Origin of the sequence: Xanthomonas sacchari (assembly GCF_024266585.1) — a bacterium.
Classification (GTDB): Bacteria; Pseudomonadota; Gammaproteobacteria; order Xanthomonadales; family Xanthomonadaceae; genus Xanthomonas_A; species Xanthomonas_A sacchari_C.
This window is the reverse complement of the sequence record NZ_CP100647.1, coordinates 1976406-2000500: the sequence shown is the minus strand read 5'-3', so window position 1 is coordinate 2000500 and position 24095 is coordinate 1976406. Positions and strand designations below refer to the sequence as shown.

At 69.6% G+C, this 24095-nt stretch carries 19 protein-coding genes and 1 pseudogene; 17 read left to right on the top strand and 3 right to left on the bottom strand.

The features are described from left to right. Positions 1–3 precede the first annotated feature (3 nt). The 10 genes from NKJ47_RS08050 to NKJ47_RS08005 all read left to right on the top strand — a co-directional run bounded on the left by NKJ47_RS08050 (position 4) and on the right by NKJ47_RS08005 (position 14625). A complete protein-coding gene (locus NKJ47_RS08050) occupies positions 4–1209 on the top strand; it encodes a 1-deoxy-D-xylulose-5-phosphate reductoisomerase (protein ID WP_254460954.1) in 1206 nt (401 codons plus the stop codon). Between the two features lie 26 nt (positions 1210–1235). Further along, on the top strand, positions 1236–2594 hold the full coding sequence (gene rseP, locus NKJ47_RS08045) for an RIP metalloprotease RseP (RefSeq protein WP_254460953.1): 1359 nt from the start codon (positions 1236–1238) through the stop codon (positions 2592–2594). Between the two features lie 80 nt (positions 2595–2674). Then, positions 2675–5095, top strand: a complete 2421-nt coding sequence (bamA, locus tag NKJ47_RS08040; protein ID WP_254460952.1) for an outer membrane protein assembly factor BamA — start codon at positions 2675–2677, stop codon at positions 5093–5095. Between the two features lie 237 nt (positions 5096–5332). Then, entirely contained in the window at positions 5333–6355 is a 1023-nt protein-coding gene (gene lpxD, locus NKJ47_RS08035) for a UDP-3-O-(3-hydroxymyristoyl)glucosamine N-acyltransferase (RefSeq protein WP_254460951.1), read from the top strand. Continuing rightward, entirely contained in the window at positions 6352–6807 is a 456-nt protein-coding gene (fabZ, locus tag NKJ47_RS08030; protein ID WP_254460950.1) for a 3-hydroxyacyl-ACP dehydratase FabZ, read from the top strand. Before lpxD ends, fabZ begins: the two co-directional genes overlap by 4 nt. Positions 6808–6826: 19 nt before the next feature. Further along, positions 6827–7618 carry an acyl-ACP--UDP-N-acetylglucosamine O-acyltransferase gene (gene lpxA / locus NKJ47_RS08025; RefSeq protein WP_254460949.1) on the top strand — a complete coding sequence of 264 codons (792 nt, stop codon included), beginning with the start codon at positions 6827–6829 and terminating at the stop codon, positions 7616–7618. Between the two features lie 23 nt (positions 7619–7641). Beyond that, positions 7642–8925: a lipid-A-disaccharide synthase gene (lpxB, locus tag NKJ47_RS08020; RefSeq protein WP_254460948.1), complete on the top strand. Its 1284-nt coding sequence runs from the start codon at positions 7642–7644 to the stop codon at positions 8923–8925. Next, positions 8922–9617 carry a ribonuclease HII gene (locus NKJ47_RS08015; protein WP_254460947.1) on the top strand — a complete coding sequence of 232 codons (696 nt, stop codon included), beginning with the start codon at positions 8922–8924 and terminating at the stop codon, positions 9615–9617. Before lpxB ends, NKJ47_RS08015 begins: the two co-directional genes overlap by 4 nt. 159 nt (positions 9618–9776) lie before the next feature. Then, a complete protein-coding gene (gene dnaE / locus NKJ47_RS08010) occupies positions 9777–13364 on the top strand; it encodes a DNA polymerase III subunit alpha (protein WP_254460946.1) in 3588 nt (1195 codons plus the stop codon). A gap of 301 nt (positions 13365–13665) precedes the next feature. Beyond that, on the top strand, positions 13666–14625 hold the full coding sequence (locus tag NKJ47_RS08005) for an acetyl-CoA carboxylase carboxyltransferase subunit alpha (protein ID WP_254460945.1): 960 nt from the start codon (positions 13666–13668) through the stop codon (positions 14623–14625). A 168-nt stretch (positions 14626–14793) separates the two neighbouring features. On the opposite strand, the gene NKJ47_RS08000 is transcribed toward NKJ47_RS08005, so the two are convergent. Then, positions 14794–15249 carry a CopD family protein gene (locus NKJ47_RS08000; protein ID WP_254461375.1) on the bottom strand — a complete coding sequence of 152 codons (456 nt, stop codon included), beginning with the start codon at positions 15247–15249 and terminating at the stop codon, positions 14794–14796. A gap of 81 nt (positions 15250–15330) precedes the next feature. Between NKJ47_RS08000 and NKJ47_RS07995 the strand changes: the two genes are divergently transcribed. The 4 genes from NKJ47_RS07995 to NKJ47_RS07980 all read left to right on the top strand — a co-directional run bounded on the left by NKJ47_RS07995 (position 15331) and on the right by NKJ47_RS07980 (position 20418). Further along, positions 15331–15936, top strand: coding sequence for a class I SAM-dependent DNA methyltransferase (locus NKJ47_RS07995; RefSeq protein ID WP_254460944.1), 606 nt, complete (start codon positions 15331–15333; stop codon positions 15934–15936). Positions 15937–15999: 63 nt separating this feature from the next. Next, positions 16000–17307: a polyhydroxyalkanoate depolymerase gene (locus NKJ47_RS07990; protein WP_254460943.1), complete on the top strand. Its 1308-nt coding sequence runs from the start codon at positions 16000–16002 to the stop codon at positions 17305–17307. A gap of 310 nt (positions 17308–17617) precedes the next feature. Continuing rightward, on the top strand, positions 17618–19396 hold the full coding sequence (locus NKJ47_RS07985; RefSeq protein ID WP_254460942.1) for an XVIPCD domain-containing protein: 1779 nt from the start codon (positions 17618–17620) through the stop codon (positions 19394–19396). Between the two features lie 101 nt (positions 19397–19497). Then, positions 19498–20418 (top strand): peptidylprolyl isomerase, encoded by a 921-nt coding sequence (locus NKJ47_RS07980; protein WP_254460941.1) that lies wholly within the window; start codon positions 19498–19500, stop codon positions 20416–20418. A gap of 30 nt (positions 20419–20448) precedes the next feature. On the opposite strand, the gene NKJ47_RS07975 is transcribed toward NKJ47_RS07980, so the two are convergent. Together NKJ47_RS07975 and NKJ47_RS07970 are read right to left on the bottom strand one after the other, a co-directional pair. Then, positions 20449–21039 carry a DinB family protein gene (locus tag NKJ47_RS07975; RefSeq protein ID WP_254460940.1) on the bottom strand — a complete coding sequence of 197 codons (591 nt, stop codon included), beginning with the start codon at positions 21037–21039 and terminating at the stop codon, positions 20449–20451. Positions 21040–21177: 138 nt separating this feature from the next. Next, positions 21178–22101, bottom strand: a complete 924-nt coding sequence (locus tag NKJ47_RS07970; protein WP_254460939.1) for a DMT family transporter — start codon at positions 22099–22101, stop codon at positions 21178–21180. Positions 22102–22319: 218 nt separating this feature from the next. Here NKJ47_RS07970 and NKJ47_RS07965 point away from each other — a divergent pair, with 218 nt between their 5' ends. The 3 genes and pseudogenes from NKJ47_RS07965 (at position 22320) to NKJ47_RS07955 (ending at position 23958) form a co-directional block, all read left to right on the top strand. After that, positions 22320–23261, top strand: coding sequence for a LysR substrate-binding domain-containing protein (locus NKJ47_RS07965; RefSeq protein WP_254460938.1), 942 nt, complete (start codon positions 22320–22322; stop codon positions 23259–23261). A 37-nt stretch (positions 23262–23298) separates the two neighbouring features. Next, positions 23299–23598, top strand: a pseudogene (locus NKJ47_RS07960) (DUF2867 domain-containing protein); the annotation flags it as partial. 66 nt (positions 23599–23664) lie between these two features. Then, positions 23665–23958: a hypothetical protein gene (locus tag NKJ47_RS07955; RefSeq protein WP_254460937.1), complete on the top strand. Its 294-nt coding sequence runs from the start codon at positions 23665–23667 to the stop codon at positions 23956–23958. The last annotated feature ends 137 nt before the right edge of the window (positions 23959–24095 follow it).

Genomic DNA, 24095 nt, shown 5'->3' with positions numbered 1-24095 from the left:
CCAGTGAACACGCAACGCAGCAAGGCCGCCACGGTCCGCACCATCGCCGTGCTCGGCGCCACCGGCTCGATCGGCGCCTCGGCGCTGGACGTGATCGCGCGCCATCCGCAGCGCCTGCGCGCCGGCGTGCTGGCGGCCGGACGCAACGTCGAGGCGCTGCTGGCGCTGTGCGCCACGCACCGCCCCGCCCATGCGGTGATCGCCGACCCGGCCCTGTACCCGGCGCTGCGCGACGGCCTGCGCGCGGCCGGACTGTCGACCCAGGCGCATGCCGGCGACGCCGCGCTGGACCAGCTGGTGGCCAGCGACGCCTGCGACAGCGTGGTCGCCGCCATCGTCGGCGCCGCCGGCCTGGCCTCGACGCTTGCCGCCGCCCGCGCCGGCAAGCGCCTGCTGCTGGCCAACAAGGAAGCGCTGGTGCTGGCCGGCGAACTGGTCACCGCCGCGGCGGCCGCGGCCGGCGCCGAGATCATCCCGATCGACAGCGAGCACAACGCCATCTTCCAGTGCCTGCGCTCGCGCCAGCCCGGCGCCGAGGTGCGGCGGGTGCTGCTGACCGCCTCCGGCGGCCCTTTCCGCGGCTGGGACCGCGCCCGTCTGCAGACGGTGACCCCGGCGCAGGCGGTGGCGCACCCGAAGTGGTCGATGGGGCCGAAGATCTCGGTCGATTCGGCGACGTTGATGAACAAGGGCCTGGAAGTGATCGAGGCCCACCACCTGTTCGCGCTGGCGCCCGAGCGCATCGAGGTGCTGGTGCACCCGCAGAGCCTGGTGCATTCGCTGGTCGAATTCATCGACGGTTCGACCCTGGCGCAGATGGGCCTGCCGGACATGCGCACCACCCTGGCGGTGGGCCTGGGCTGGCCGGACCGCATCGCCTCCGGGGTCGCCGGGCTGGACCTGCTGGCGCAGGGGCGGCTGGACTTCGAGGCGCCGGACCTGGACGCCTTCCCCTGCCTGGCCCTGGCCTGGCGCGCAATGCAGGCCGGCGGCAGCGCCCCGGCGATCCTGAATGCAGCCAACGAAGTGGCCGTTTCAGCCTTTCTTCAGGGCCGGATCGGTTTCCTAGCGATTCCTGCGCTGGTCGAGAACGCCCTGACCGAGCTGCCCGTGGTCGCGGCCGATTCCCTGGACGCATTGCTGGCGGCGGATGCGCACTCGCGCAAGATCACCGAACTCGCCATTGCCCGCCACTTCGCCCATGCTTGACGCCCACGCCGCCATGAGCCACGCGCATGGGTAATGTCATTGGCTCCGTCTGGTGGATGCTGGTCAGCCTGGGCATCCTGGTGACCTTCCACGAGTTCGGCCATTTCTGGGTCGCCCGCCGCTGCGGGGTCAAGGTGTTGCGCTTCTCGGTGGGCTTCGGCAAGCCGCTGTGGTCGCGCTACGACCGCCATGGCACCGAATTCGCGATCGCCGCGATCCCGCTCGGCGGCTACGTGAAGATGCTCGACGAGCGCGAGGGCGAGGTGGACCCGGCCGAGCGCGCGCAGGCCTTCAACAACAAGAGCGTGTGGCAGCGCATCGCCATCGTCGCCGCCGGCCCCATCGCCAACCTGATCCTGTGCGTGGCCCTGCTGTGGGCGATGTTCGTGATCGGCAAGCAGGACTACGCGCCCATCGTCGGCCGCGCCGAGGGCCTGGCGCAGCAGGCCGGGTTCCAGCCCGGCGAGCGCATCGTCCGCGTCGGCGACCGCGACGTCGCCACCTGGAGCGAGGCGGCCATGCAGTTGACCGTCGCCGCCATGGACCGCGAGGACGTGCGGGTGGAGACCGAGGACGCGCAGGACGGCGTCAGCCGCACGCATACCCTGCGCCTGTCGCAGCTGCCGGTCGGCTTCGACGAGCAGCAGGTGCCGGCCCTGGCCGGCCTGACCTGGCGCTTCACCCTGCAGCCGGCGGTCATCGCCAACGTCACCCCCGGCTCGGCAGCCGACGGCGTGTTGCGCCCGGGCGACCGCGTGCTGGCGGTGGACGGCACCCCGATCACCAGCGCCGACCAGGTCGCGCCCCAGGTGCAGGCCCTGGGCCGCGACGGCGGCAACGGCCTGATCGAGGTCGAGCGCAACGGCGAGCGGCTGGCCCTGGAGGTCCATCTCAAGCAGGCCGCCGGCCCCGGCGCGCCGACCTGGAAGCTGGGCGTGGCCATCGGCGAGCAGCGCCGCCCCGCCTACGACGCCACCCTGCGCTACGGCCCGCTGGCGGCGATCCCGGTCGCCTTCCGTGAAACCGGCCAACTGGCCGGCGACACCCTCGGCATCCTGCGCCGCATGCTGACCGGCGAGGCCTCGCTGAAGAACGTGTCCGGCCCCATCACCATCGCCAAGGTCGCCAACGGCTCGGCCAAGCAGGGCCTGGACGGGTTCCTGAATTTCCTGGCGCTGCTGTCGCTGAGCCTGGCGATCATGAACCTGCTGCCGATCCCGATCTTGGACGGCGGGCACTTGCTGTATTACCTTATCGAGTTGGTCAAGGGCAGCCCGCTGAGCGAGCGCGCCATGGCGGCAGGGCAGTTCGTGGGCCTGACGTTGCTGGCAGGACTGATGGGGTTGGCGTTCTACAACGACCTTTTCAGCCAGGCAGTGCGATGACCTGCGCCGATTCACTCGACCCGCTGTCGTCTTGCGCCGGCGCCCATGCAACAACGATATCGACCTCTACCGGACGTGACATGACGAGATTTCCCACTCGCCGCCTGCTAGCCCTCGCCCTCGCCGCCAGCCTCAGCCTGCCGGCCCTGGCCCAGGTAGCGGAGCCCTTCACCGCCAGCGACATCCGCGTCGACGGGCTGCAACGCATTTCGTCCGGCACCGTCTTCACCTACCTGCCGGTGGAACGCGGCGACACCGTCGACGAGGCCAAGGTCGCCGAGGCGATCCGTGCGCTGTACCGCACCGGCTTCTTCGAGGACGTGCGCGTCGATCGCCAGGGCAACATCCTGGTGGTCACGGTCAAGGAACGTCCGGCGATCAACAAGCTGACCGTCACCGGCAACAAGGACATCAAGAGCGAGGAACTGCTCAAGGGCCTGTCGGACATCGGCCTCAGCGAAGGCGGCACCTTCGACCGGCTGAGCCTGGACCGGGTGACCCAGGAGCTGACCCGCCAGTACAACAACCGCGGCAAGTACAACGTCGAGATCACCACGACGGTGAGCCCGCTGGACCGCAACCGCGTCGACGTGGCCATCGCGATCAAGGAAGGCAAGGCGGCCAAGATCCGCCACGTCAACCTGATCGGCACCGAGAAGTTCCTCAACAAGGACATCATGGAGAACTGGGAGTCGCGCGAGCACAACTGGCTCTCCTGGTACCGCCGCGACGACCAGTACTCCAAGGAAAAGCTGTCCGGCGACCTGGAAAAGCTCAACTCCTGGTATCTGGACCGCGGCTACGTCGACTTCAGCGTCGACTCCACCCAGGTCGCGATCAGCCCCGACAAGCGCGACATGTACCTGACCGCCGGCATCACCGAAGGCGAGCAGTACAAGATCTCCGACATCAAGGTCACCGGCGACACCATCCTGCCGCAGGAAGAGATCGAGAAGCTGGTGATTCCCAAGCCGGGCGACACCTTCTCGCGCGCGCTGCTGGAGTACAGCTCCGACGCGATCACCAACACCCTGAGCAACATCGGCTACGCCTTCGCCAAGGTCACCCCGATCCCCACCACCGACCGCGAGAAGCGCACGGTGGCGGTGAACCTGCAGGTGACGCCGGGCCCGCGCGTGTCGGTGCGGCGCATCGTGTTCCGCGGCAACACCCGCACCTCCGACGAAGTGCTGCGCCGCGAAATGCGCCAGTTCGAGGACACCTGGTACTCGCAGGCGGCGATCGACCGTTCCAAGGTCCGTCTGCAGCGCCTGGGCTACTTCGAGTCGGTCGACGTGGAAACGCCGCCGGTGCCGGGCAGCAACGACCAGGTCGACGTGGTCTACAACGTCAAGGAGACCACCTCGGGCAGCTTCACCTTCGGCCTGGGCTACTCGCAGACCTACGGCGTCACCACCTCGGTGCAGCTGTCACAGAACAACTTCCTCGGCGGCGGCAACCGGGTCGCGGTCGACGCCTCGCGCAGCAGCTACCAGGAGCGCTACGCGTTCTCCTACACCAATCCGTTCTTCACCGACGACGGCGTGTCGCTGGGCTACAACCTGTCGTGGCGCAAGCTGGACTACTCCGACTTCGGCACCGCGCAATACAACAGCACCAACGGCGCGGCGCAGGTGATCTTCGGCGTGCCGATCACCGAGACCGACAGCGTCTCGCTGATGTTCGGCGTCGACAGCAACCAGATCACCACCTACCCCGGCTTCACCCCGCAGGCGATCATCAACTACATCGACGCGATGGGGACCAAGACCTTCCACGCCTGGCGCAGCGAACTGGGCTGGGCGCGCGACACCCGTAACGACTACTTCATGCCGACCGCCGGCATGTATCAGCGCGTGGGCCTGGAAGCCACCCTGCCCGGCTCGACCGTGGAGTACTGGAAGCTCAACTACCAGATCTCCAAGTACTGGCCGATCTCGCCAGCGCTGGTGCTCAATACGCGCGCCGAGTTCGGCTACGGCGACAGCTACGGCAGCGACGTGTCGCGCGATATCTGCGGCACCTACACCAGCGATGCGCAAGGCACCACGGTCTATAACCCGCAGGCCTGCGACGGTTCCAACCTGATCCGCCGCGTCACCGCCTCTGGCCTGCCGTTCTACGAGAACTTCTACGCCGGCGGCACCAACTCGGTCCGCGGCTTCGAGGACAACACCCTCGGCCCGCGCTCGGAGGCCACCACCTCGTACCGCCGCGGCCAGCCGCTGGGCGGTTCGTTCAAGACCGTGGGTTCGGCGGAAATGTACTTCCCGAAGCTGTTCGACAGCCCGTCGGCGCGCATTTCGGCATTCGTGGACGTCGGCAACGTGTTCAACGGCGTGGACAACTTCAAGTCCAACGAACTCCGCGCTTCGACCGGTATCGCGTTGCTGTGGCGCGCACCGGTCGGCCCGATCTCGATCAGCTATGCGATTCCGCTGAAGAAGGAAGACAACGACGAGATCGAGCGGCTGCAGTTCACTTTTGGTGGCCAGTTCTAAAAGAACTGCCACCCGCTGCCAGGGCTGCGCCCTGGCAGCCAGGTTTTCGCGGCGCGAAAACCTGCTGGGGCTTGGCCTGCCTAATCCCCGCGCCTTCGGCGCGCCCCCTTTAACAAAAGGGGGCTTTACTCCAGCCCGTTGATCGCTATCTGCTCGCAGCTAAGCTTGGGTAGGGTCCGTCGCGCCCTACGCGGCCGTACGTATGACCGTGCTAGTGGCACACGGTAGAATCCCCCGGTGAATACTTCGACCTATACCGCTGACGAGATCGCCGAGCGTTTCGGCCTGCAGGTGCATGGCGACGGCAGCGTCGCGGTGCATGGCGTGGCCACGCTGGCGCAGGCAGGCCCGGGACAGCTCAGCTTCCTGGCCAATCCCCGCTATCGCGCACAACTGGCCGACAGCACCGCGGCGATCGTGGTGCTGCGTGCCGACGACGCCGAGGCGGCGCCGGGTACCGCACTGATCGCGCGCGACCCGTACGTCGCCTTCGCCAAGATCGCCGCGTTGTTCGACGTGGCGCCGGTGCGCCCGCCCGGCATCCATCCCAGCGCCAGCATCGACCCCAGCGCGCAGGTCGCGGCCAGCGCGCATATCGGCGCGTTCGTCAGCATCGGCGCGCGCAGCGTGGTCGGCGAGGGTTGCGTGATCGGCCCCGGCTGCGTGATCGGCGAGGACTGCCAGGTCGGCGCCGGCAGCGAACTGATCGCCCGCGTCACCCTGGTCACCCGGGTGCGCCTGGGCCAGCGCGTGCGCGTGCATCCCGGCGCGGTGCTCGGCGCCGACGGTTTCGGCCTGGCGATGGACGCCGGCCGCTGGATCAAGGTGCCGCAGCTGGGCGGCGTGAGCATCGGCGACGATTGCGAGATCGGCGCCAACACCTGCGTGGACCGCGGCGCGCTGGAAGACACCACCCTCGAGGAAGACGTGCGCCTGGACAACCTGGTGCAGGTCGCGCACAACGTGCACATCGGCGCGCACAGCGCCATCGCCGGCTGCACCGGCATCGCCGGCAGCGCCAAGCTCGGCCGCTACGTGATGCTCGGCGGCGCGGTCGGCGTGGTCGGCCACCTGGAGATCTGCGACAAGGTCGTGGTCACCGGCAAGTCGGTCGTGCGCAACTCCATCCACGAGCCGGGCGAGTATTCGTCCGGCACCCCATTGACCGACAACCGCACGTGGCGCAAGAACGCCGCGCGCTTCAAACAGCTCGATGCCCTGGCCCGTCGCATCCTGTCTGTCAGCAAGGAGAAGGAATGAGCCACGATCAGCCCCTGCCGGACATCGCCCAGATCCGCGCACTGCTCCCGCACCGCTACCCGTTCCTGCTGGTGGACAAGGTGGTTTCGCTGGACTTCGAGAACCGCAAGATCGTCGCGCACAAGAACGTGAGCGTAAACGAGCCGTTCTTCCAGGGGCATTTCCCGGGGCAGCCGATCATGCCGGGCGTGCTGATCATCGAGGCGCTGGCGCAGGCCGGCGGCATCCTGACCCAACTGGCGATGGGCCGCGACGCGCAGTCCAAGCTGTTCTACATGGTCAAGGTCGACAATGCCCGCTTCAGCAGCCAGGTCGTGCCCGGCGACGTGCTGGAACTGCACGTGGAGATCAAGCGGGTGATCCGCAACATGGCGGTGTACTACGGCGAAGCCAAGGTCGAAGGCAAGGTCGTGGCCTGCGCCGAAGTGCTGTGCGCCGGCACCCGCGAATGACCCTGGCAGGAGACCTGCGATGAGCGCCAATGCCCCCCTGATCCACCCGTCCGCCGTCATCGACCCGGCGGCGACGCTGGCCGCCGACGTGCGCGTCGGCGCCTTCACCGTGATCGGCGCGGACGTGGAAATCGGCGAAGGCTGCGAGATCGGTTCGCATTGCAGCATCGTCGGTCCGACCCGCCTGGGTCGCGACAACCGCCTGGTCGGCCACGTCGCGCTCGGCGGCGACCCGCAGGACAAGAAGTTCGCCGGCGAACGCACCGAACTGGTGATCGGCGACCGCAACGTGATCCGCGAGTTCGTCACCATCAGCCGCGGCACCGGCAGCGGCGGCGGCATCACCCGGGTCGGCAGCGACAACTGGTTCCTCGCCTACACCCACGTCGCCCACGACTGCATCGTCGGCAACCACTGCGTGTTCTCCAACAACACCACCCTGGCCGGGCACGTGGAGGTGGGCGACCACGTCATCATCAGCGGCTTCGCCGGCGCCCACCAGTTCTGCCGCATCGGCGATCACGCCTTCCTCGGCATGGGCGCGCTGATCAACGGCGACGTGCCGCCGTTCACCATGGTCGGCGGCAATTCGCTGGGGCGCCCGCGCGGCATCAACAGCGAAGGGCTGAAGCGCCGCGGCTTCGATCCCGAGCGCGTGGCCGCGATCAAGCGCGCCTACCGCGCGCTGTACGTGGCCGGCCTGCCGCTGGCCGAGGCCAAGCACCAGCTGGCGCTGCTGGCCGAAGGCAGCGAGGACGTGCGCGCGATGCTGGAGTTCATCGAATCCAGCGAGCGGCCGTTGTTGCGATGACGGCCGGGAATGGGGAATCGGGAATGGGGAATGGGAAGAGCGGCCGCCCGCCCGGCCCCAGCTCCGCTGTTGCTTCAACCATTCCCCATTCCCCATTCCCCATTCCCGGCGCAGCACCGCTGCGCATCGCCCTGGTCGCCGGCGAAGCCTCCGGCGACCTGCTCGGCGCGGGGCTGATCGAGGCGCTACGCGCGCGCTATCCGGATGCCGAGTTCGCCGGGGTCGGCGGCGAGGCGATGCGCCAGGCCGGGTGCCAGACCTGGTTCGACGCCAGCGAGCTGGCGGTGATGGGCCTGCTGGAAGTGCTGCGGCATCTGCCGCGCCTGCTGAAGCTGCGCCGCGCGCTGCGCGAGCGGCTGCTGGCCTGGCGCCCGGACGTGTTCGTCGGCATCGACGCCCCCGACTTCAACCTGGGCGTGGAGCGCTGGCTGAAGCGGCGCGGGCAGCGCACGGTGCATTACGTCAGCCCGTCGGTGTGGGCCTGGCGCGAGCAGCGCGCGGCCAAGATCGGCGCCAGCGCCGACCGGGTGCTGTGCCTGTTCCCGATGGAGCCGCCGATCTACGCCAGGCACGGCGTGGACGCGCGCTTCGTCGGCCACCCGATGGCCGACGCGATCGCGTTGCACGAGGACCGCAGCGCGGCGCGCAGCGCCCTTGGCCTGGGCGCCGACGTGCCGGTGCTGGCGGTCCTGCCGGGCAGCCGCCTGGGCGAGATCGGCAAGCTCGGCGACACCTTCTTCGCTGCCGCCGCGCAGGTGCTGCAGCAGCTTCCGCACGCGCGCGTGCTGGTGCCGGCCGCCAATGCCGCCTGCAAGGCGCTGATCGCCGAACAACTCGCGCGCTCGGCCTTGCCGCCGGCCGCCACCCAGGTGCTGGACGGCCACGCGCGCACCGCCCTGCTCGCTGCCGATGCGGTGCTGCTGGCGTCCGGCACCGCGACCCTGGAAGCGATGCTGGTGAAGCGGCCGATGGTGGTCGGCTACAAGGTCGCCCCGCTCACCTACCGCATCGTCAAGGCGCTGGGGTTACTGAAGGTGGACCGCTACGCCCTGCCCAACATCCTCGCCGGCCACGACCTGGCGCCGGAACTGATGCAGGACGCCTGCACCCCCGACGCGCTGGCCGCCGCGCTGCTGCACTGGCTGCGCAACCCGCAGGCGGTGGCGGCGCTGCAGCCCGAGTACGAACGCCTGCATCGGCTGCTGCGCCAGGACGCCTCGGCGCGCGCGGCCGATGCGGTGCTCGAATTGCTTGAGGGCCGGGATTCGGGAATGGGGAATCGGGAATCGTCAGGAGCAACGGCATGAAGCGCTCCCTTTCTCCATCGTCGCCACAGCAGCCGCTTTTACCCCATTCCCCATTCCCCACTCCCGATTCCCGGCTCTACGCCGGCGTCGACGAAGCCGGCCGCGGCCCCCTGGCCGGGCCGGTGGCGGTGGCGGCGGTGGTGTTCGATCCGGGCCGCACCCGCATCAACGGGCTGGACGATTCCAAGCAACTGACCGCGGCGCGGCGCGAGACGCTGTATGCGCGCATCGTCGAGCGCGCGCTGGCCTGGCAGGTGGTGCTGATCGAGGCCGAGGAGATCGACCGCCTGAACATCTACCAGGCGACCATGCTTGGCATGCGCCGCGCGGTCGAAGGCGTGGCCCATGTGGCCGGTTTCGCCCGCATCGACGGCAACCGCGTGCCCAAGGGCCTACCCTGCGCCGCCGAGGCGCTGGTCGGCGGCGACGGCCGCGACCGCGCGATCATGGCCGCCTCGATCGTCGCCAAGGTCACCCGCGACCGCATCATGCAGCGCCTGCACGACGAACACCCGCACTACGGCTTCGACCTGCACAAGGGCTACGCCACCCCGGCGCACCTGGCGGCGCTGGCCGCGCACGGCCCCTGCGTCCACCACCGGCGTAGCTTCGCGCCGGTCAGGATGGCCCTTGCGGGCCGGGATTCGGCAGCGGAGATTGGGGATTCGCTGGAGTCGCTGCAGCTCGCGTAAGACCTTCACCGGGGATAGGCGGGCAATCACGCGCACTCACCGCCCACTGAGACCGCAACCAATCCCCAATCCCCACTCCCGAATCCCCGCCCCTCGCTGTCAAGCCTTGCCCGGCTCGCCCCCCGCCGCTACCCTGCCCGGGCATCGCTCTGGTTCCGCATGTCCACTTCCCGCTTCGCCCATCTGCACATCCACACCGAGTTCTCGCTGGCGGATTCGACCATCCGTGTGCCCGAGAAACCGGATCAGGCTGACCCGAAAAAGGCCAAGCAGGCCAACCTGCTCAGCCGCGCGGTCGAGCTGGACCTGCCCGCGCTGGCAGTCACCGACCTCAACAACCTGTTCGCGCTGGTCAAGTTCTACAAGGCCGCCGAAGGCGTGGGCATCAAGCCGATCGCCGGCGCCGACCTGCTGATCGCCGACGGCGCCCAGGCGCCGTGGCGGCTGACCGTGCTGTGCCGCAACCGCGACGGCTACCTCAGCCTGTCGCGGCTGCTGACCCGCGCCTGGCTGGAAGGCCACCGCAGCGAAGGCGGCGTGGCGCTGCGCCCGGAGTGGCTGCAGCACGGCAGCGACAACCTGTTCGCCTTGGCCGGCCGCGAGAGCCTGGCCGGGCGCCTGGCCAGCGAAGGCCGCCACGACCTGGCCGAGCAGCAACTGGCCGACTGGCAGCGCATCTTCGGCGATGGCCTGCACCTGGAACTGACCCGAACCGGCCGCGACGGCGAGGAGGCGTTCAACCAGTTCGCCCTGCACGCCGCCGGCACCCGCGGCCTGCCGGTGGTCGCCAGCAACGACGTGCGCTTCCTGTACGCCAGCGATTTCGCCGCGCACGAGGCGCGCGTGTGCATCTCCTCCGGCCGCGTGCTCGACGATCCCAAGCGCCCGCGCGACTACAGCGACCAGCAGTACCTGAAGTCGGCCGAGGAGATGGCCGCGCTGTTCGCCGACATCCCCGACGCGATCGACAACACCCTGGCGCTGGCGCAACGCTGCAACATCGAGATGCAGCTGGGCACCTACTTCCTGCCCGCCTACCCGGTGCCCGACGACGAGACGCTGGACAGCTGGATCCGCAGCCAGTCGCGCGAAGGCCTGGCCGCGCGCCTGGAGAAGAACCCGCTGGCGCCCGGCAAGACCCGCCAGGACTACGTGGACCGGCTCGAGTTCGAGCTGGACACCATCATCAAGATGGGCTTCCCCGGCTACTTCCTGATCGTGGCCGACTTCATCCAGTGGGGCAAGAACCAGGGCATTCCGATCGGCCCGGGCCGCGGCTCCGGCGCCGGTTCGCTGGTGGCGTGGGCGCTGCAGATCACCGACCTGGACCCGCTGCCGTACAACCTGCTGTTCGAGCGCTTCCTCAATCCGGAACGCGTGTCGATGCCCGACTTCGACATCGACTTCTGCATGGACCGCCGCGACGAGGTGATCGACTACGTGGCGCGCAAGTACGGCCGCGACCGGGTCAGCCAGATCATCACCTACGGCACCATGGCGGCCAAGGCGGTGGTGCGCGACTGCGGCCGCGTGCTCGGCTTCCCGTACGGCCTGGTCGATGGCGTCGCCAAGCTGATCCCCAACATCCTCGGCATCACGCTGAAAGATGCGATGGGCGAAGGCAAGGACAGCGAGATGGCCTCGCCGGAGCTGATCCAGCGCTACCAGGCCGAGGACGACGTCCGCGACCTGATGGACCTGGCGCGGCAGCTCGAGGACCTGACCCGCAATGCCGGCAAGCACGCCGGCGGCGTGGTGATCGCGCCGACGCCGCTGTCGGATTTCTGCCCGCTGTTCGCCGAACACGATGTCGACAACCTGGGCAAGAACCCGGTCACCCAGTTCGACAAGGACGACGTCGAACAGGTCGGCCTGGTCAAGTTCGACTTCCTCGGCCTGCGCACCCTGACCATCATCGACTGGGCGGTGAAGGCGATCAACGTGCGCCACGCGCGCGCCGGCATCCCGCCGGTGGAGATCGCCGCGATCCCGCTCGACGACGCGCCCACCTACAAGGGCATCTTCGCCTCGGGCAACACCGGCGCGGTGTTCCAGTTCGAATCCTCGGGCATGCGCCGGCTGCTGAAGGACGCCCGCCCCGACCGCTTCGAGGATCTCATCGCGCTGGTGTCGCTGTACCGCCCCGGCCCGATGGACCTGATCCCCTCGTTCAACGCGCGCAAGCACGGCCAGGAGGAGATCGTCTATCCCGATCCGCGCACCGAAGCGATCCTGAAGGACACCTACGGCATCATGGTGTACCAGGAGCAGGTGATGCAGATGGCGCAGATCGTCGGCGGCTACTCGCTGGGCGGCGCCGACCTGCTGCGCCGCGCGATGGGCAAGAAGGTGCCGGCGGAAATGGCCAAGCACCGCGAGATCTTCCGCGAGGGCGCGGCCAAGGGCGGCGTCGGCGAGGCCAAGGCCGACGAAATCTTCGACCTGATGGAGAAGTTCGCCGGCTACGGCTTCAACAAGTCGCACGCCGCCGCCTACGCGCTGGTCAGCTACCAGACCGCATGGCTGAAGCGCCACTATCCGGCCGAGTTCATGGCGGCCACGCTGTCCTCGGACATGGACAACACCGACAAGGTGGTCGGCTTCCTCGACGAGGTGCGCAACCTCGGCCTGACCGTGCTGCCGCCGCGCATCAACGCCTCGGCGTACATGTTCGAGGCGGCCACCCCGGACACCATCCAGTACGGCCTGGGCGCGATCAAGGGCGTGGGCCGCGGCGCCTGCGAGGCGATCGTGGCCGAACGCGAGCGCGGCGGCGAATACACCTCGCTGCTGGATTTCTGCACCCGCGTGGAATCGGCCAAGCTCAACAAGCGCACCCTCGAGGCGATGATCAACGCCGGTGCGATGGACGGGCTGGGCAGCAACCGCGCCACGCTGATGCTGCAGTTGCCGGAGGTGATGAAGGCCACCGAGCAGATGGCGCGCGAGCGTGCCTCCGGGCAGAACTCGCTGTTCGGCGGCGCCGACACCAGCGCGCCGGCGCTGCGCCTGGACCTGCCGGAGAGCAAGGAGTGGCCGCTGGGCCAGTTGCTGGCCGGCGAACGCGAGACGCTGGGCTTCTACCTCAGCGGCCATCCGTTCGATCCGTACCGCGACGAAGTGCGCGAACTGGTCGGCTGCGACCTGAGCGCGCTGGAGAAGATCTGCGCGCAATCCGGCGGCGGCCGCGGTGGTGGCGGCGACGGCGAGAAGCGCGCCTGGCGCCCGGAGGTCAGCGCGATCCTCGCCGGCCAGGTGGTCGGCGTGCGCCGCAAGGGCGACAGCCAGGTGTTCGTGCAACTGGAGGACGGCCGCGGCCGCATCGAGTGCAGCGCGTTCTCCGACGCCATCGCCGAGTTCGGCCACCTGCTGACCCGCGACCGCATCCTGATCGTCAAGGGCGGCGTGCGCGAGGACGAATTCAATGGCGGCTACGCGATGCGCATCCGCCAGTGCTGGGACTACGAGCAGATCTGCACGCACCACGCGCAGCGCCTGTCGCTGCGCCTGGACCTGCGCCAGCGCAGCGCCTGGCCGCGCATCGACAGCCTGCTCGCCCGCCACCGCCCGGGCAAGACCCCGCTGCGCCTGGACCTGCTGCTGCAGTCGGCGCAGGGCGGCATCGCCGGCATGCTCGACCTCAACGGCAGCCATTCGGTGCGCGTGGATCCGCAACTGCTGGACGCCCTGCGCGGCGACCCCGCGGTGCGCGCGGTGAAGGTCAAGTACAGCCCGCCATGGGCGTGAGCCGGGATTGGGGAATCGGGAATGGGGAATCGCAAAAGCCGGCCTCCCGGTTGCGTGAACATCGCGCGCAACCGCCCCGCTCTTCCGATTCACCATGTGCTTGAGCCGGGAATGGGGAATCGGGAGTCGCGAATCGTAGAAGCCGGCCTCCCGATGGCGTGAACATCGCGCGGAGCCGCCCCGCTCTTGCCATTCCCCATTCCCGATTCCCCATTCCCGGCCTCGTCCCCCCGTTCCCCCCCGTACGGGCCATCCGCATCGCTTCGGCTACACTTCCCCCTTTAGTTCTCCACGGCTTCCAATGAACCCGAACTACCTCGACTTCGAGCAACCCATCGCCGATCTGGAAGCCAAGATCCAGGAACTGCGCAATGCCAGCACCGGCCCGGCGGTCAACGTCGAGACCGAGGTCGGGGCACTGGAGGACAAGCTGCGGGTGCGTACCGCGCAGATCTTCCGCGACCTGTCCTCGTGGCAGATCTCGCAGCTGGCGCGGCATCCGCAGCGCCCGTACACGCTGGACTACATCAACGTGTTCTGCGACGAGTTCCAGGAGCTGGCCGGCGACCGTGCGTTCGCCGACGACAAGGCCATCGTCGGCGGCCTCGGCCGCATCGACGGCCGCGCGGTGGTGATCATCGGCCACCAGAAGGGCCGCGACACCAAGAGCAAGATCGCGCGCAATTTCGGCATGCCGCGCCCGGAAGGCTATCGCAAGGCGCTGCGCCTGATGAAGCTGGCCGAGCGCTTCAAGCTGCCGCTGCTGACCTTCATCGACACCCCCGGCGCCTACCCCGGCATCGGCGCCGAGGAGCGCGGCCAGAGCGAGGCGATCGCGCGCAACCTGCTGGAGATGGCCGAACTGAAGGTGCCGGTGATCTGCACCGTGATCGGCGAAGGCGGCTCCGGCGGCGCACTGGCCATCGGCGTGGGCGACCGCACCCTGATGCTCGAGTACAGCACCTATTCGGTGATCTCGCCGGAAGGCTGCGCCTCGATCCTGTGGAAGGACGCGTCCAAGGCCAAGGACGCCGCCGAGCAACTCGGCCTGACCGCCAAGCGCCTGTCCGCGCTGGGCCTGGTCGACAAGGTGATCCGCGAACCGATCGGCGGCGCCCACCGCAACCCGACGCAGATGGCCAAGCGCCTGAAGGCGGTGCTGCTCAACGAACTGCACGCCCTGGAACAGCAGCCGATCGAGCAGTTGCTGGAGAAGCGATACGCGCGCCTGCGCGGCTACGGCGCGTACGAGACGGCGTGATCGCAGCGGCGGAGCCGCTGCGGGGAATTGGGAAACGGGAATGGGGAATGGGAAAAGCTGGTCGCCTCGACGCTGTGGCATGCGAGACGAATCCGGCTCGCGCTCTAACAGCTAGCGTCGCGCCGCTTTACCCATTCCCGTCTCTCCATTCCCCATTCCCAGCCCCACTCAAAACGGCTTCGCCAGCACCAACCAGATCACCACCAGCAACCCCAGCACCGGCAGTTCGTTGAACAGGCGCAGCGCGCGCGAGGACGGCAGGGGCTGCGCCTGGTCCACGCGCTTGAGCCAGCGGCCGGTGAAGATGTAGTAGGCCAGCATCAGCGCCACCAGGCCGAGCTTGGCGTGCAGCCAACCGCTGTGGCCGGGCGCGACCATGGTCGGGAAGTCCGGCAGCACCTTGTAGCCCAGCCACAGGGTCAGCCCCAGCAGCAGCGCCAGGCCGAACATGCTGTGGCCGAAGCGGTACAGGCGCCGCCCCATCAGCGCCAGGCGCGCCTGCACCTGCGGCTGGCCCGCGCTCTCGGCGATGTTGACCAGGATCCGCGGCAGGTAGAACACCGCCGCCATCCATGCGATCACGAACAGCAGATGCAAGGACTTGATCCACAGGTAGAGTTGCATGCGCTGGCTCCAGGTCGCTGGCGTAGGATGTGCGGCCATTTTCGCCGATTCGTCCGGCGCCCGCACGGACCCCACGCCCACATGGACAAACAGTACGACGCCGCCTACTTCCAACGCTGGTATCGCCACGACGGCATCGGCGACGCCGCGCGCCTGGCGCGCAAGGTCGCGCTCGCCGTGGCCCAGGCCGAGTACTACCTGGAACGGCCGATCCGCAGCGTGCTCGACATCGGCTGCGGCGAAGGCGCCTGGCGTGCGCCGCTGCTGAAACTGCGGCCGAAGCTGCGCTATCTCGGCTTCGACAGCAGCGACTACGCGGTGGCACGCTATGGCCGCCACCGCAACCTGCATCCGGCGCGCTTCGGCGATTTCGCCTGGCTGCGGCCGTGCGCGCCGGTGGACCTGCTGGTGTGTTCGGACGTGCTGCACTACGTGCCCAGCCGCGAACTGCGCCAGGGCCTGCCCGGCCTGGTGGAACTGTGCGGCGGCGTGGCCTTCCTGGAGACCTTCGCCGCCGAGGACGACTTCGATGGCGACCACGCCGGCTTCCAGCCGCGCGCGGCGCGGTGGTACCGGCGCCAGTTCGGTGCGCTCGGGCTGCGCCCGGTCGGCAGTCATTGCTGGCTGGCGCCAGCGCTGGCGGGGGATGCGGCCGCCCTGGAGACGATTGGTCTGGCGCCCCATTAAGGTGCAAGCGCCCCGGATGGGGTATGCTGCACGGCAGCATACGCTCAGGATGGAAACGCCGGCATGCTCTACCAGTGGCACGAACTGACCCGTAACCTGCTTGCCCCCTGGGTCCACCAGGCCGAAGCCAACGCCAAGATCTTCTCCGACGCGAACAGCCTGTGGGCGACCCTGCCGGGCGCCGAGCGCCTGGCCGCCAGCAACGAGTTGATGCATCGCCTGGGCAAGGACTACGAGAAGCCGGCGTGGGCGCTGGACCATGTCGACGTGGATGGCCACGCGCTGCCGATCGTCGAGCAGGAAGTGCTGCGCAAGCCGTTCTGCCGCCTGCTGCGCTTCAAGCGCTTCAGCGACGACGCCAAGGTCGTGGACGGACTCAAGCGGCAGCCGGCGGTGCTGGTGGTGGCGCCGCTGTCCGGCCACCACGCCACGCTGCTGCGCGACACCGTGCGCACCCTGCTGCGCGACCACAAGGTCTACGTCACCGACTGGATCGACGCGCGCATGGTGCCGCAGGCCGAAGGCGATTTCGGCCTGGACGACTACGTGCGCTACGTGCAGGACTTCATCCGCCATATCGGCGCCGAATCGCTGCACGTGATGAGCGTGTGCCAGCCGACCGTGCCGGTGCTGGCGGCGGTGTCGCTGATGGCCGGACGCGGCGAGACCACGCCGCGCTCGCTGGTGATGATGGGCGGCCCGATCGACGCGCGCCGCAGCCCCACCGAAGTCAACAACCTGGCCACGCGCAATCCGCTGTCCTGGTTCGAGCACAACGTCATCCACAGCGTGCCGCCGGCCTACCCCGGCCACGGCCGCGAGGTTTATCCGGGCTTCCTGCAGCACATCGGCTTCCTGGCGATGAACCCGAGCCGGCACTTCATGTCGCACTGGGATTTCTACGCCAACCTGGTCAAGGGCGACCTGCAGGACGCCGAGGCGCACCGCCGCTTCTACGACGAGTACAACGCGGTGCTGGACATGCCGGCCACCTACTACCTGGACACCATCCGCGTGGTGTTCCAGGAGTTCCTGCTGCCGCGCGGGGAATGGGTGATCGACGGAGAACGCGTCGACCCCGCCGCGATCCGCGACACCGCGCTGCTCAGCATCGAAGGCGAACTGGACGACATCTCCGGCCTGGGCCAGACCGCGGCCGCGCACGATCTGTGCACCGGCATCCCCGCCGCGCGCCGCCAGCACCTGGAAGTGCAGGGCGCCGGCCACTACGGCATCTTCAGCGGCCGCCGCTGGCGCGACATCGTGTATCCGCAGGTGCGCGCCTTCATCGCCGCCAACGCCGGCGCCAGCCGCGCACCGGCCGGCAACGTCACCCCGCTCAAGCGCCGCGGCAGCCGCAAGGCGGGCTGAGCCGGCTCGACGCCCGCGGCGCGACACGCCGCGGGCAGTCCACTCAAGGCGCTTCGCTGCGCAGCAGCACAGGCTGCCGTAGGCGCGCGGGTCGGCGACCACGCCGAGGAAGCGCCCGGCCCGCGAGCGCCGCTTCGGCGGCACTGGCGGCTGCAGCGCGCGGCGCACCGTCACTTCTGTATCGCGCTAGATCTCGGCCACGTCATCCGGCGCGCCGCCCCTGCCCGCGCCCAGCGACAAACATTTCGGCAACGTCGCGCTGGCTACACTGCGGGACCTTCCTTTTTGCATGCCATCCAGGAGGTTACGCATGAGCCCGACGCCCGCCCCCGCGGAACCCGGCCAGGCCACCGACGCCAGCTTCGCCAGTTCCGGCCACCAGTTCTCGACCGGCCCGGTCAAGCGCGATCCAGAGGCCGGTTCGGGCTCGGTCGAGTACAGCCGCACGGCCGCACAGGCCAAGTACGGCCCGCTGGAGTACGCGGCGGTGCACACCGGCAAGGTCGGCGCCGGCCGCAAGCAGGAAGACGGCAAGACCGTGTTCAACGTCGAGATGGAGTTCACCCAGGGCCATCGCATCCAGGGCGACTTCAAGGCCGGGCGCCTGGCCGCCGACGGCAGCCTGACCCAGGCCACCGGCGAGCGCGGCCGCTACGAGGTCCGGCTGCGCGGCGAGGCCACGGCCGACGCCGCTGCGCGGGTGAATCCCTTCGATCCCGGCACCATTCCGGTTGGCGGCAGCGTCAAGCTCGATGGCCAGGTGTTCGCCAAGACCTCGATGGAGGCCGCATTCCGCGGCTTCGCCACGTCCAGCGAGCGCACCGACGCGGCCGGCATGAGCTATGCGGTGCAGCGCCTGGACGCCGATCGCGTCCGCGTCGCGGTCGGTCCGACCCAGGCGGTGGAACGGCTGGAGTCCGTCGGGCTGAAGACCGACATTGCCCAGGCCATGCTGGGCCGGCAGGATGCGCTCGGCCAGGCGACCATGCGCACCGCCACCTTCGACCTGCGTGAACCGCAGGCCCAGGCCGCGTACCGCGACTTCCTGGCCAGCGGCCGGCTCGCCGCCAATGCGCCCGGCGTCGGCGGCGTGCAGAAAGTCGAAAGCCTGACCATGAATTCGGAGACCCGCGCCCAGCTCGGCCTGGGCCCGTTCAAGGCCGACCTGGGCGGCCAGCGCAACACTGGCGAGAACGTGCGCACCACCTATGCCGACGGCAGCTACAGCGTGGTCGGCAAGGTGCAGTACGCCGGCAACGTGCCGATGACCCTGACCCGCCAGTTCGACCCCGCGGGCAAGGAGCGCGTGGACGAACGCAGCTATCAGTTCACCTTCGACAAGGTCGACCACAACCAGGCGCAACTGCTCAACGCCGCGCTCACCGGCAAGGACACCGCCTCGGCCGATACGCCGATCGCGGCCGGCCAGAACGCCACCCTGCGTTTCTCCGAGCAGCAGATGGACGCGCTGCGCCAGCAGTACCAGCGCGCCGCGCAAGCCAGTCCGATGACCGCGCACGAGGCCGCACAGTATGAGAAGCAGAGTCCGCAGGACTTCGCGATCGGCCTGGCGCGAAACCTGGGCAATTCCCAGTACGGCCTGAGCGAGCGCCTGTTCCGCGTCGCCAGCAGCGCCGGCGGCACCCCAGGCGGCGAGTTGGTGCGCATCGACGCGCAGGTCGACCGCGCCGACCAGCCATCCCCGTCAGCGCCCGCGCGCTCCGCCCCGAGCACGGGCACTGCGCCCGATGCGCACGCCACCGCCGATCCGCAGCAACAGGCGATGCAGGAGGCGATCGCGCGCAAGCTCACCCCCTACGACGCCAACGTCGCCGGCAGCCTGCTGCTGGCGGCCCGGCGCGATGGGCTGACCCAGGTCGATCACGTGCTGCGCAACGACAACGGGCGGGTGTTCGCGGTACAGGGCGACCCGCTGTCCGCCGACAAGCGCGTGGCCTACGTGGACGCCGCGCAGGCGGCGACCATCCCGGCCGCAGAAAGCGCCAGGCAACTGGCCGCGCTGCCGCCGACGCCGAGCCAGGCGCCGCTGCAGGAGGCGCAGGAACCGCAGCGGCGCGCGCTGTCGTAAGCAGCACGGTCGGCGGCACGGCGGTCGCGCCGTGCCGCCGGCGCATTGGCAGCGACCACCGCTTCGGTGAGAATCGGACGCTCACCGACCGGGCCGTCCTCATGCCGCTGCGCACTTCCCTGCTCGCCCTCGCGCTGTCCCTGTCCGCCTCCGCCGCGTCTGCGGCACCGCCGCCGCCGGCGACGCCGTACCGCAGCCCGCAACAGATCCTGGACGCCTCCAAGCCCAGCGACTGGCGCACGCTGGATCCGGCCAACACGCTCTACCTGGACCTGGACGCCGGCCGCGTCGTCATCGAACTGGCGCCGGCGTTCGCGCCGCAGCACGTCGGCAACATCCGCACCCTGGCCCACGAACATTTCTGGGATGGCCTGAGCATCTACCGCTCGCAGGACAATTTCGTGGTGCAGTTCGGCGACCCCGACGGCGAGGAGCCGGGCAAGGCCAAGTCGCTGGGCAGCGCCAAGACCCACCTGCCCGCCGAATTCCAGCGCCCGGCCGCGGGCCTGGCGTTCCAGCCGCTGCCCGACCGCGACGGCTGGGCGCCGCAGGTGGGCTTCGTCGACGGCTTTCCGGTGGCGCGCGATCCCAAGGCCGGCACCGCCTGGCTGGCGCACTGCTACGGCACGCTCGGCGCCGGCCGCAACAACGACGAGGACAGCAGCATCGGCGCCGAACTGTACGTGGTCACCGGGCAATCGCCGCGGCAACTGGACCGCAACATCACCGTGGTCGGCCGCGTGGTCAAGGGCATGGAACTGCTCAGCGTGATCCCGCGCGGGCCGGACCCGATGGGCTTCTACGAGAAACCCGAGCAACGCACGCCGATCCGCGCGATCCGCCTGGCCAGCGACGTGCCGGACGCCGAACGCACGCCGCTGCAATTGCTGCGCACGGATACGCTGACCTTCCGCGAGGTGGTCGAGGCGCGGCGCAACCGCCGCGATGCGTTCTACAAGCGCCCGGCCGGCCACATCGACCTGTGCAACGTGCCGCTGCCGGTGCGTACACCGCCGAAGTGACGCGTCATGCGCGCGCCGGACGGCGCGCGCTCAGGCGCCGCCGACGCTGCGCCGCTGCGGCTGCTGCACGTGCAGGAAACGGGTGAACAGTTCGCGCGGCTGCTCCACGGCGCACTCGGTCAGCAGCATGGCGATGTTGCCGCGGTGGAAGGCGCCATGCGCGAGCACGTGGAACAGCATTTCCTGCCGGCTCATGCGGCCGGCGTCGCCATCGGTGAAACGGAACGCCAGCGTCTGCTGCAAGGCGGGCGCGTCGAGCCGGACGACGTAATCGGCATACCATCGGTCCGATTCGGTCACGTCCGCGCCCAGCGCCTCCAGTTCCGGCGTCTGCGGCGTGTTGCTCGCGGTGAATGCATGCGTGCCGCCCTCCAGGTGCGCGGCGAAGATCCGGTCCACCACGTAGGTGTGGTTCAACAGCCGGATCGCACGCTGTCGCTGCGCCGGATACGCGGCCGCATCGATCTGCGCCAGCGCCTGCAGCATCTCGGCGTTGGCCCACGCCTTGAAAGCGAACTGCGATGCGAGCAGGGAATCAGTCATTGCGTCGTCCTCCAGGCCAAGTGATCGTGCCATGCCGCGGTTGCGGCGGCACCACGCGAGCGCGCCAGTATCCGGCATCCTCACCCACGCCTGCCACCTGCGGCTCGGCCGCCGCGTCCTGGTACGGGTGGTGGTGTTCCGATGCCGCCACGCGGCGGCTGGCAGGCCGAATCCAACACGCGATGTTGCTAGCGCATGGATGACACGCTCTACCGCCTACCGCGCGCGCTGGCTGAAGGCCACGCTGCCCAGGATCAGCGCACCGGCCAGCAACATGGTCCAGGTCAGCGGCTCGCCCAGGAACCACCAGGCCAGCAGCGCGCCGAACACCGGGATCAGGTAGGTCACGGTCGAGGCGCGGGCCGGGCCGATGCGCTGGATCAGCCGGTAGTACATCAGGTAGGCCAGGCCGGTGCAGACCACGCCCAGGCCGCCCGCGCAGGCCCAGGCCAGCGCCGGCACCGGTGCGGTCGGCCAATGCGTCCACGCCAGCGGCGCCAGCAGCAGCGCGCTGCAGCCCAGCGTGGCCGCCGCCGACGCGGCCGGCGGCAGGTCGCCCATGTGCCGCTTCACCAGGTTGTAGCCGATGCCGTACAGCAGCGACGCGGTGGCGCCGGCGAAGGCCGACGGACCGACGCTGAGCCCAGCCGACTTGCCGGTGGCCAGCACCAGCACGCCGACGAAGCCCACCAGCAAGGCCAGCGCGCGACGGGAACCGATCCGCTCGCCGAAGAACAGGAACGCGATCAGCGCGGTGAACAGCACCGTCATCGCATTGCAGATCGCGCCGATCGCCGCCGGCGCATGCTGCGCGCCCCACGCGAACAGCAGGAACGGCAAGGCGGAGTTGAGCACGCCGATCGCCGCCAGGGTCGGCCAGCGCCGCAGCGGGAAGCGCGCCCGCGCCAGCCACAGGAACGGCAGCAGCACCGTCGCGCCCAGCGCCAGGCGCAGTTCCACCAGCGCATAGGCGCCGAACTGCGGCGCGGCCACGCGCATGAACAGGAACGAGCAGCCCCAGACGACGCCGAGGAAGCCCAGTTCCAGCGGCGTGCGCCAGTCGCGTGTCGCAGCGCGGTCGGGTGTGGACGCAGGAGGGGCGGAGATGGCCGGCTGCAGGGAGGGTTCGGAAGTGGGCATGGAGGAGGCTCGCGGTCGACCGGAAACGCGCCGCAACGCTCATGCGACGCCACGCATCCGCTGCCGGCTGCGGATGCGTGGCGGCGCGGTCGCGCCACACCCCGCATCGCGCCTGCCCGCCGCGCATGTCGTGTTCGGCTGCCAGCATCGCCCCGCATCACAGGGGCCGACAAGCGCGTAGTATCGTCGCGAGCCACAAATCTGCCGCGTGTCTGACCGTGCAACTGCGCCCGTCCCTGCTGCCCGCGCTCGGCGTCTTCGCCGCCGCGGCCCGCCACCAGAACTTCGCCCATGCCGCGGAGGAACTGCATCTCACCGCCAGCGCGGTCAGCCACCACGTGCGGCGTCTGGAAGCGCTGCTCGGCGCCACGCTGTTCCAGCGCCACGCGCGCGGGGTCAAGCTGACCGCCGAGGGCCGGCAACTGGCCGACGCGGCCAGCGCCGCGCTCGCCGATATCGCCGCGGTGGCCGGCAACCTGCACCCGCAAGCCGACACCGCGCCGCTGCGCATCACCACGCTGCGCTCGCTCTCGTACTGCTGGCTGCTGCCGCGCCTGCCACGCTTCTGCCAGGCTTATCCGCACGTGCGCCTGGAGATCCAGACCGACTCGGCGTTCTCGCGCTTCGAAGAAGGCGGCCCGGAGCTGGGCATCCGCTACGGCCAGGGCGACTGGCCGGGACTGACCTCGCACCACCTGATGGACGACGAACTGTTCCCGGTCGCCTCGCCGGCCCTGCCGCAACTGGCGACGCTGCGCCGCCCGGAGCAGATCGCGCAGTTGCAACTGCTCACCGACATGTCGCCGCAGGGCTGGCGCGACTGGTTCCGCGCCGCCGGCGTGCGCGGCGTGGCGCTGCCGCCGATGCACACTTTCAACGACAGCACCGATGCGCTGCGTGCGGCGGTGTACGGCGTGGGCGCGGTGCTGGCGCGCAAGCACATCGCCCAGCCCTACCTGCAGCGCTACGAACTGGTGCGCCTGCCCGGCCCGGCGCTGACCGCGCGCTATTCCTACTACATCGTGCATCCCACCCACCGCCTGCTCAGCCCGGCCGCCAGCCACTTCATCGACTGGCTCAAGCGCGAGGCGCCGGACGAACGCACGCCGATGCCGGCCTTGCCGGCCGAATTGCTGGGGTTGCCGCCGACCGCGCGCTAGGGTTCCGAAGGATTGCGCAGCGCGCACTGCAGGAACGACGCTGGCGCAGGCCCACGCGGCGCAGGCGCGACGCGTGCAGGTGCTGCTCGGCGCCGACGATCGCCACCTGGCGTTCCGCAGTTGCGTCGGCATGACGCTGCGCGACGACGGCAGCGCCGAGCTGAGCCTGGAAACGCGGGTGGCCTGCCGCAATCGCTTCGGGCACCTGTACATGGCGCTGATCGCCGCCGCGCACCGCCGCTACATCGCGCCGACGCTGCTGCGTGCGGCCGCCGAGGCGCTGCTGCTGCCGGTGGCCGAGCATGCCGGCCCGGACGCGGTCGTGCCGCTGCGCTGAGCGCGTCATCACCCCGCCTTAGCCGATGCCTGCCTAGCCTGCGCCTTCCCCCTAAGAGGAAGGCACATGCCCCAGCTCCGCATCCGCATCACCGGCAGCGATGACGACGCCCGCGCCATCATCAACCTGCTGTCGAGCCTGGAGGGCATCGAACACGTCGAGGAGATCGACGACCTGATGCCGCACATGGACGACGAGGATTCCAGCTCCGCCGGCCTGCCCGACGACCAGGGACCCGGGACCCACGAAGTGGAAGTGGAGGCCGGCAATGCCGCCACCGCGCTGAAGGTGCGCGAGGCAGTGGAAGCGTTGGCGTTCGAGCTGGACGTGGTCGTGGAGTTCGAACAGGACGAAGGCTGAGGCCGACCTGTGGGGCGTTGCGCCGTGGGGCGCAGCGTCCCGCGGGACGCACGGCCTGCCTCCTCGCATGGGAGCGGCGTCAGCCGCGCCTCAGCGCCCGACCGCGCCATCACTGCGCGACGCAGCGGCAGCGACAC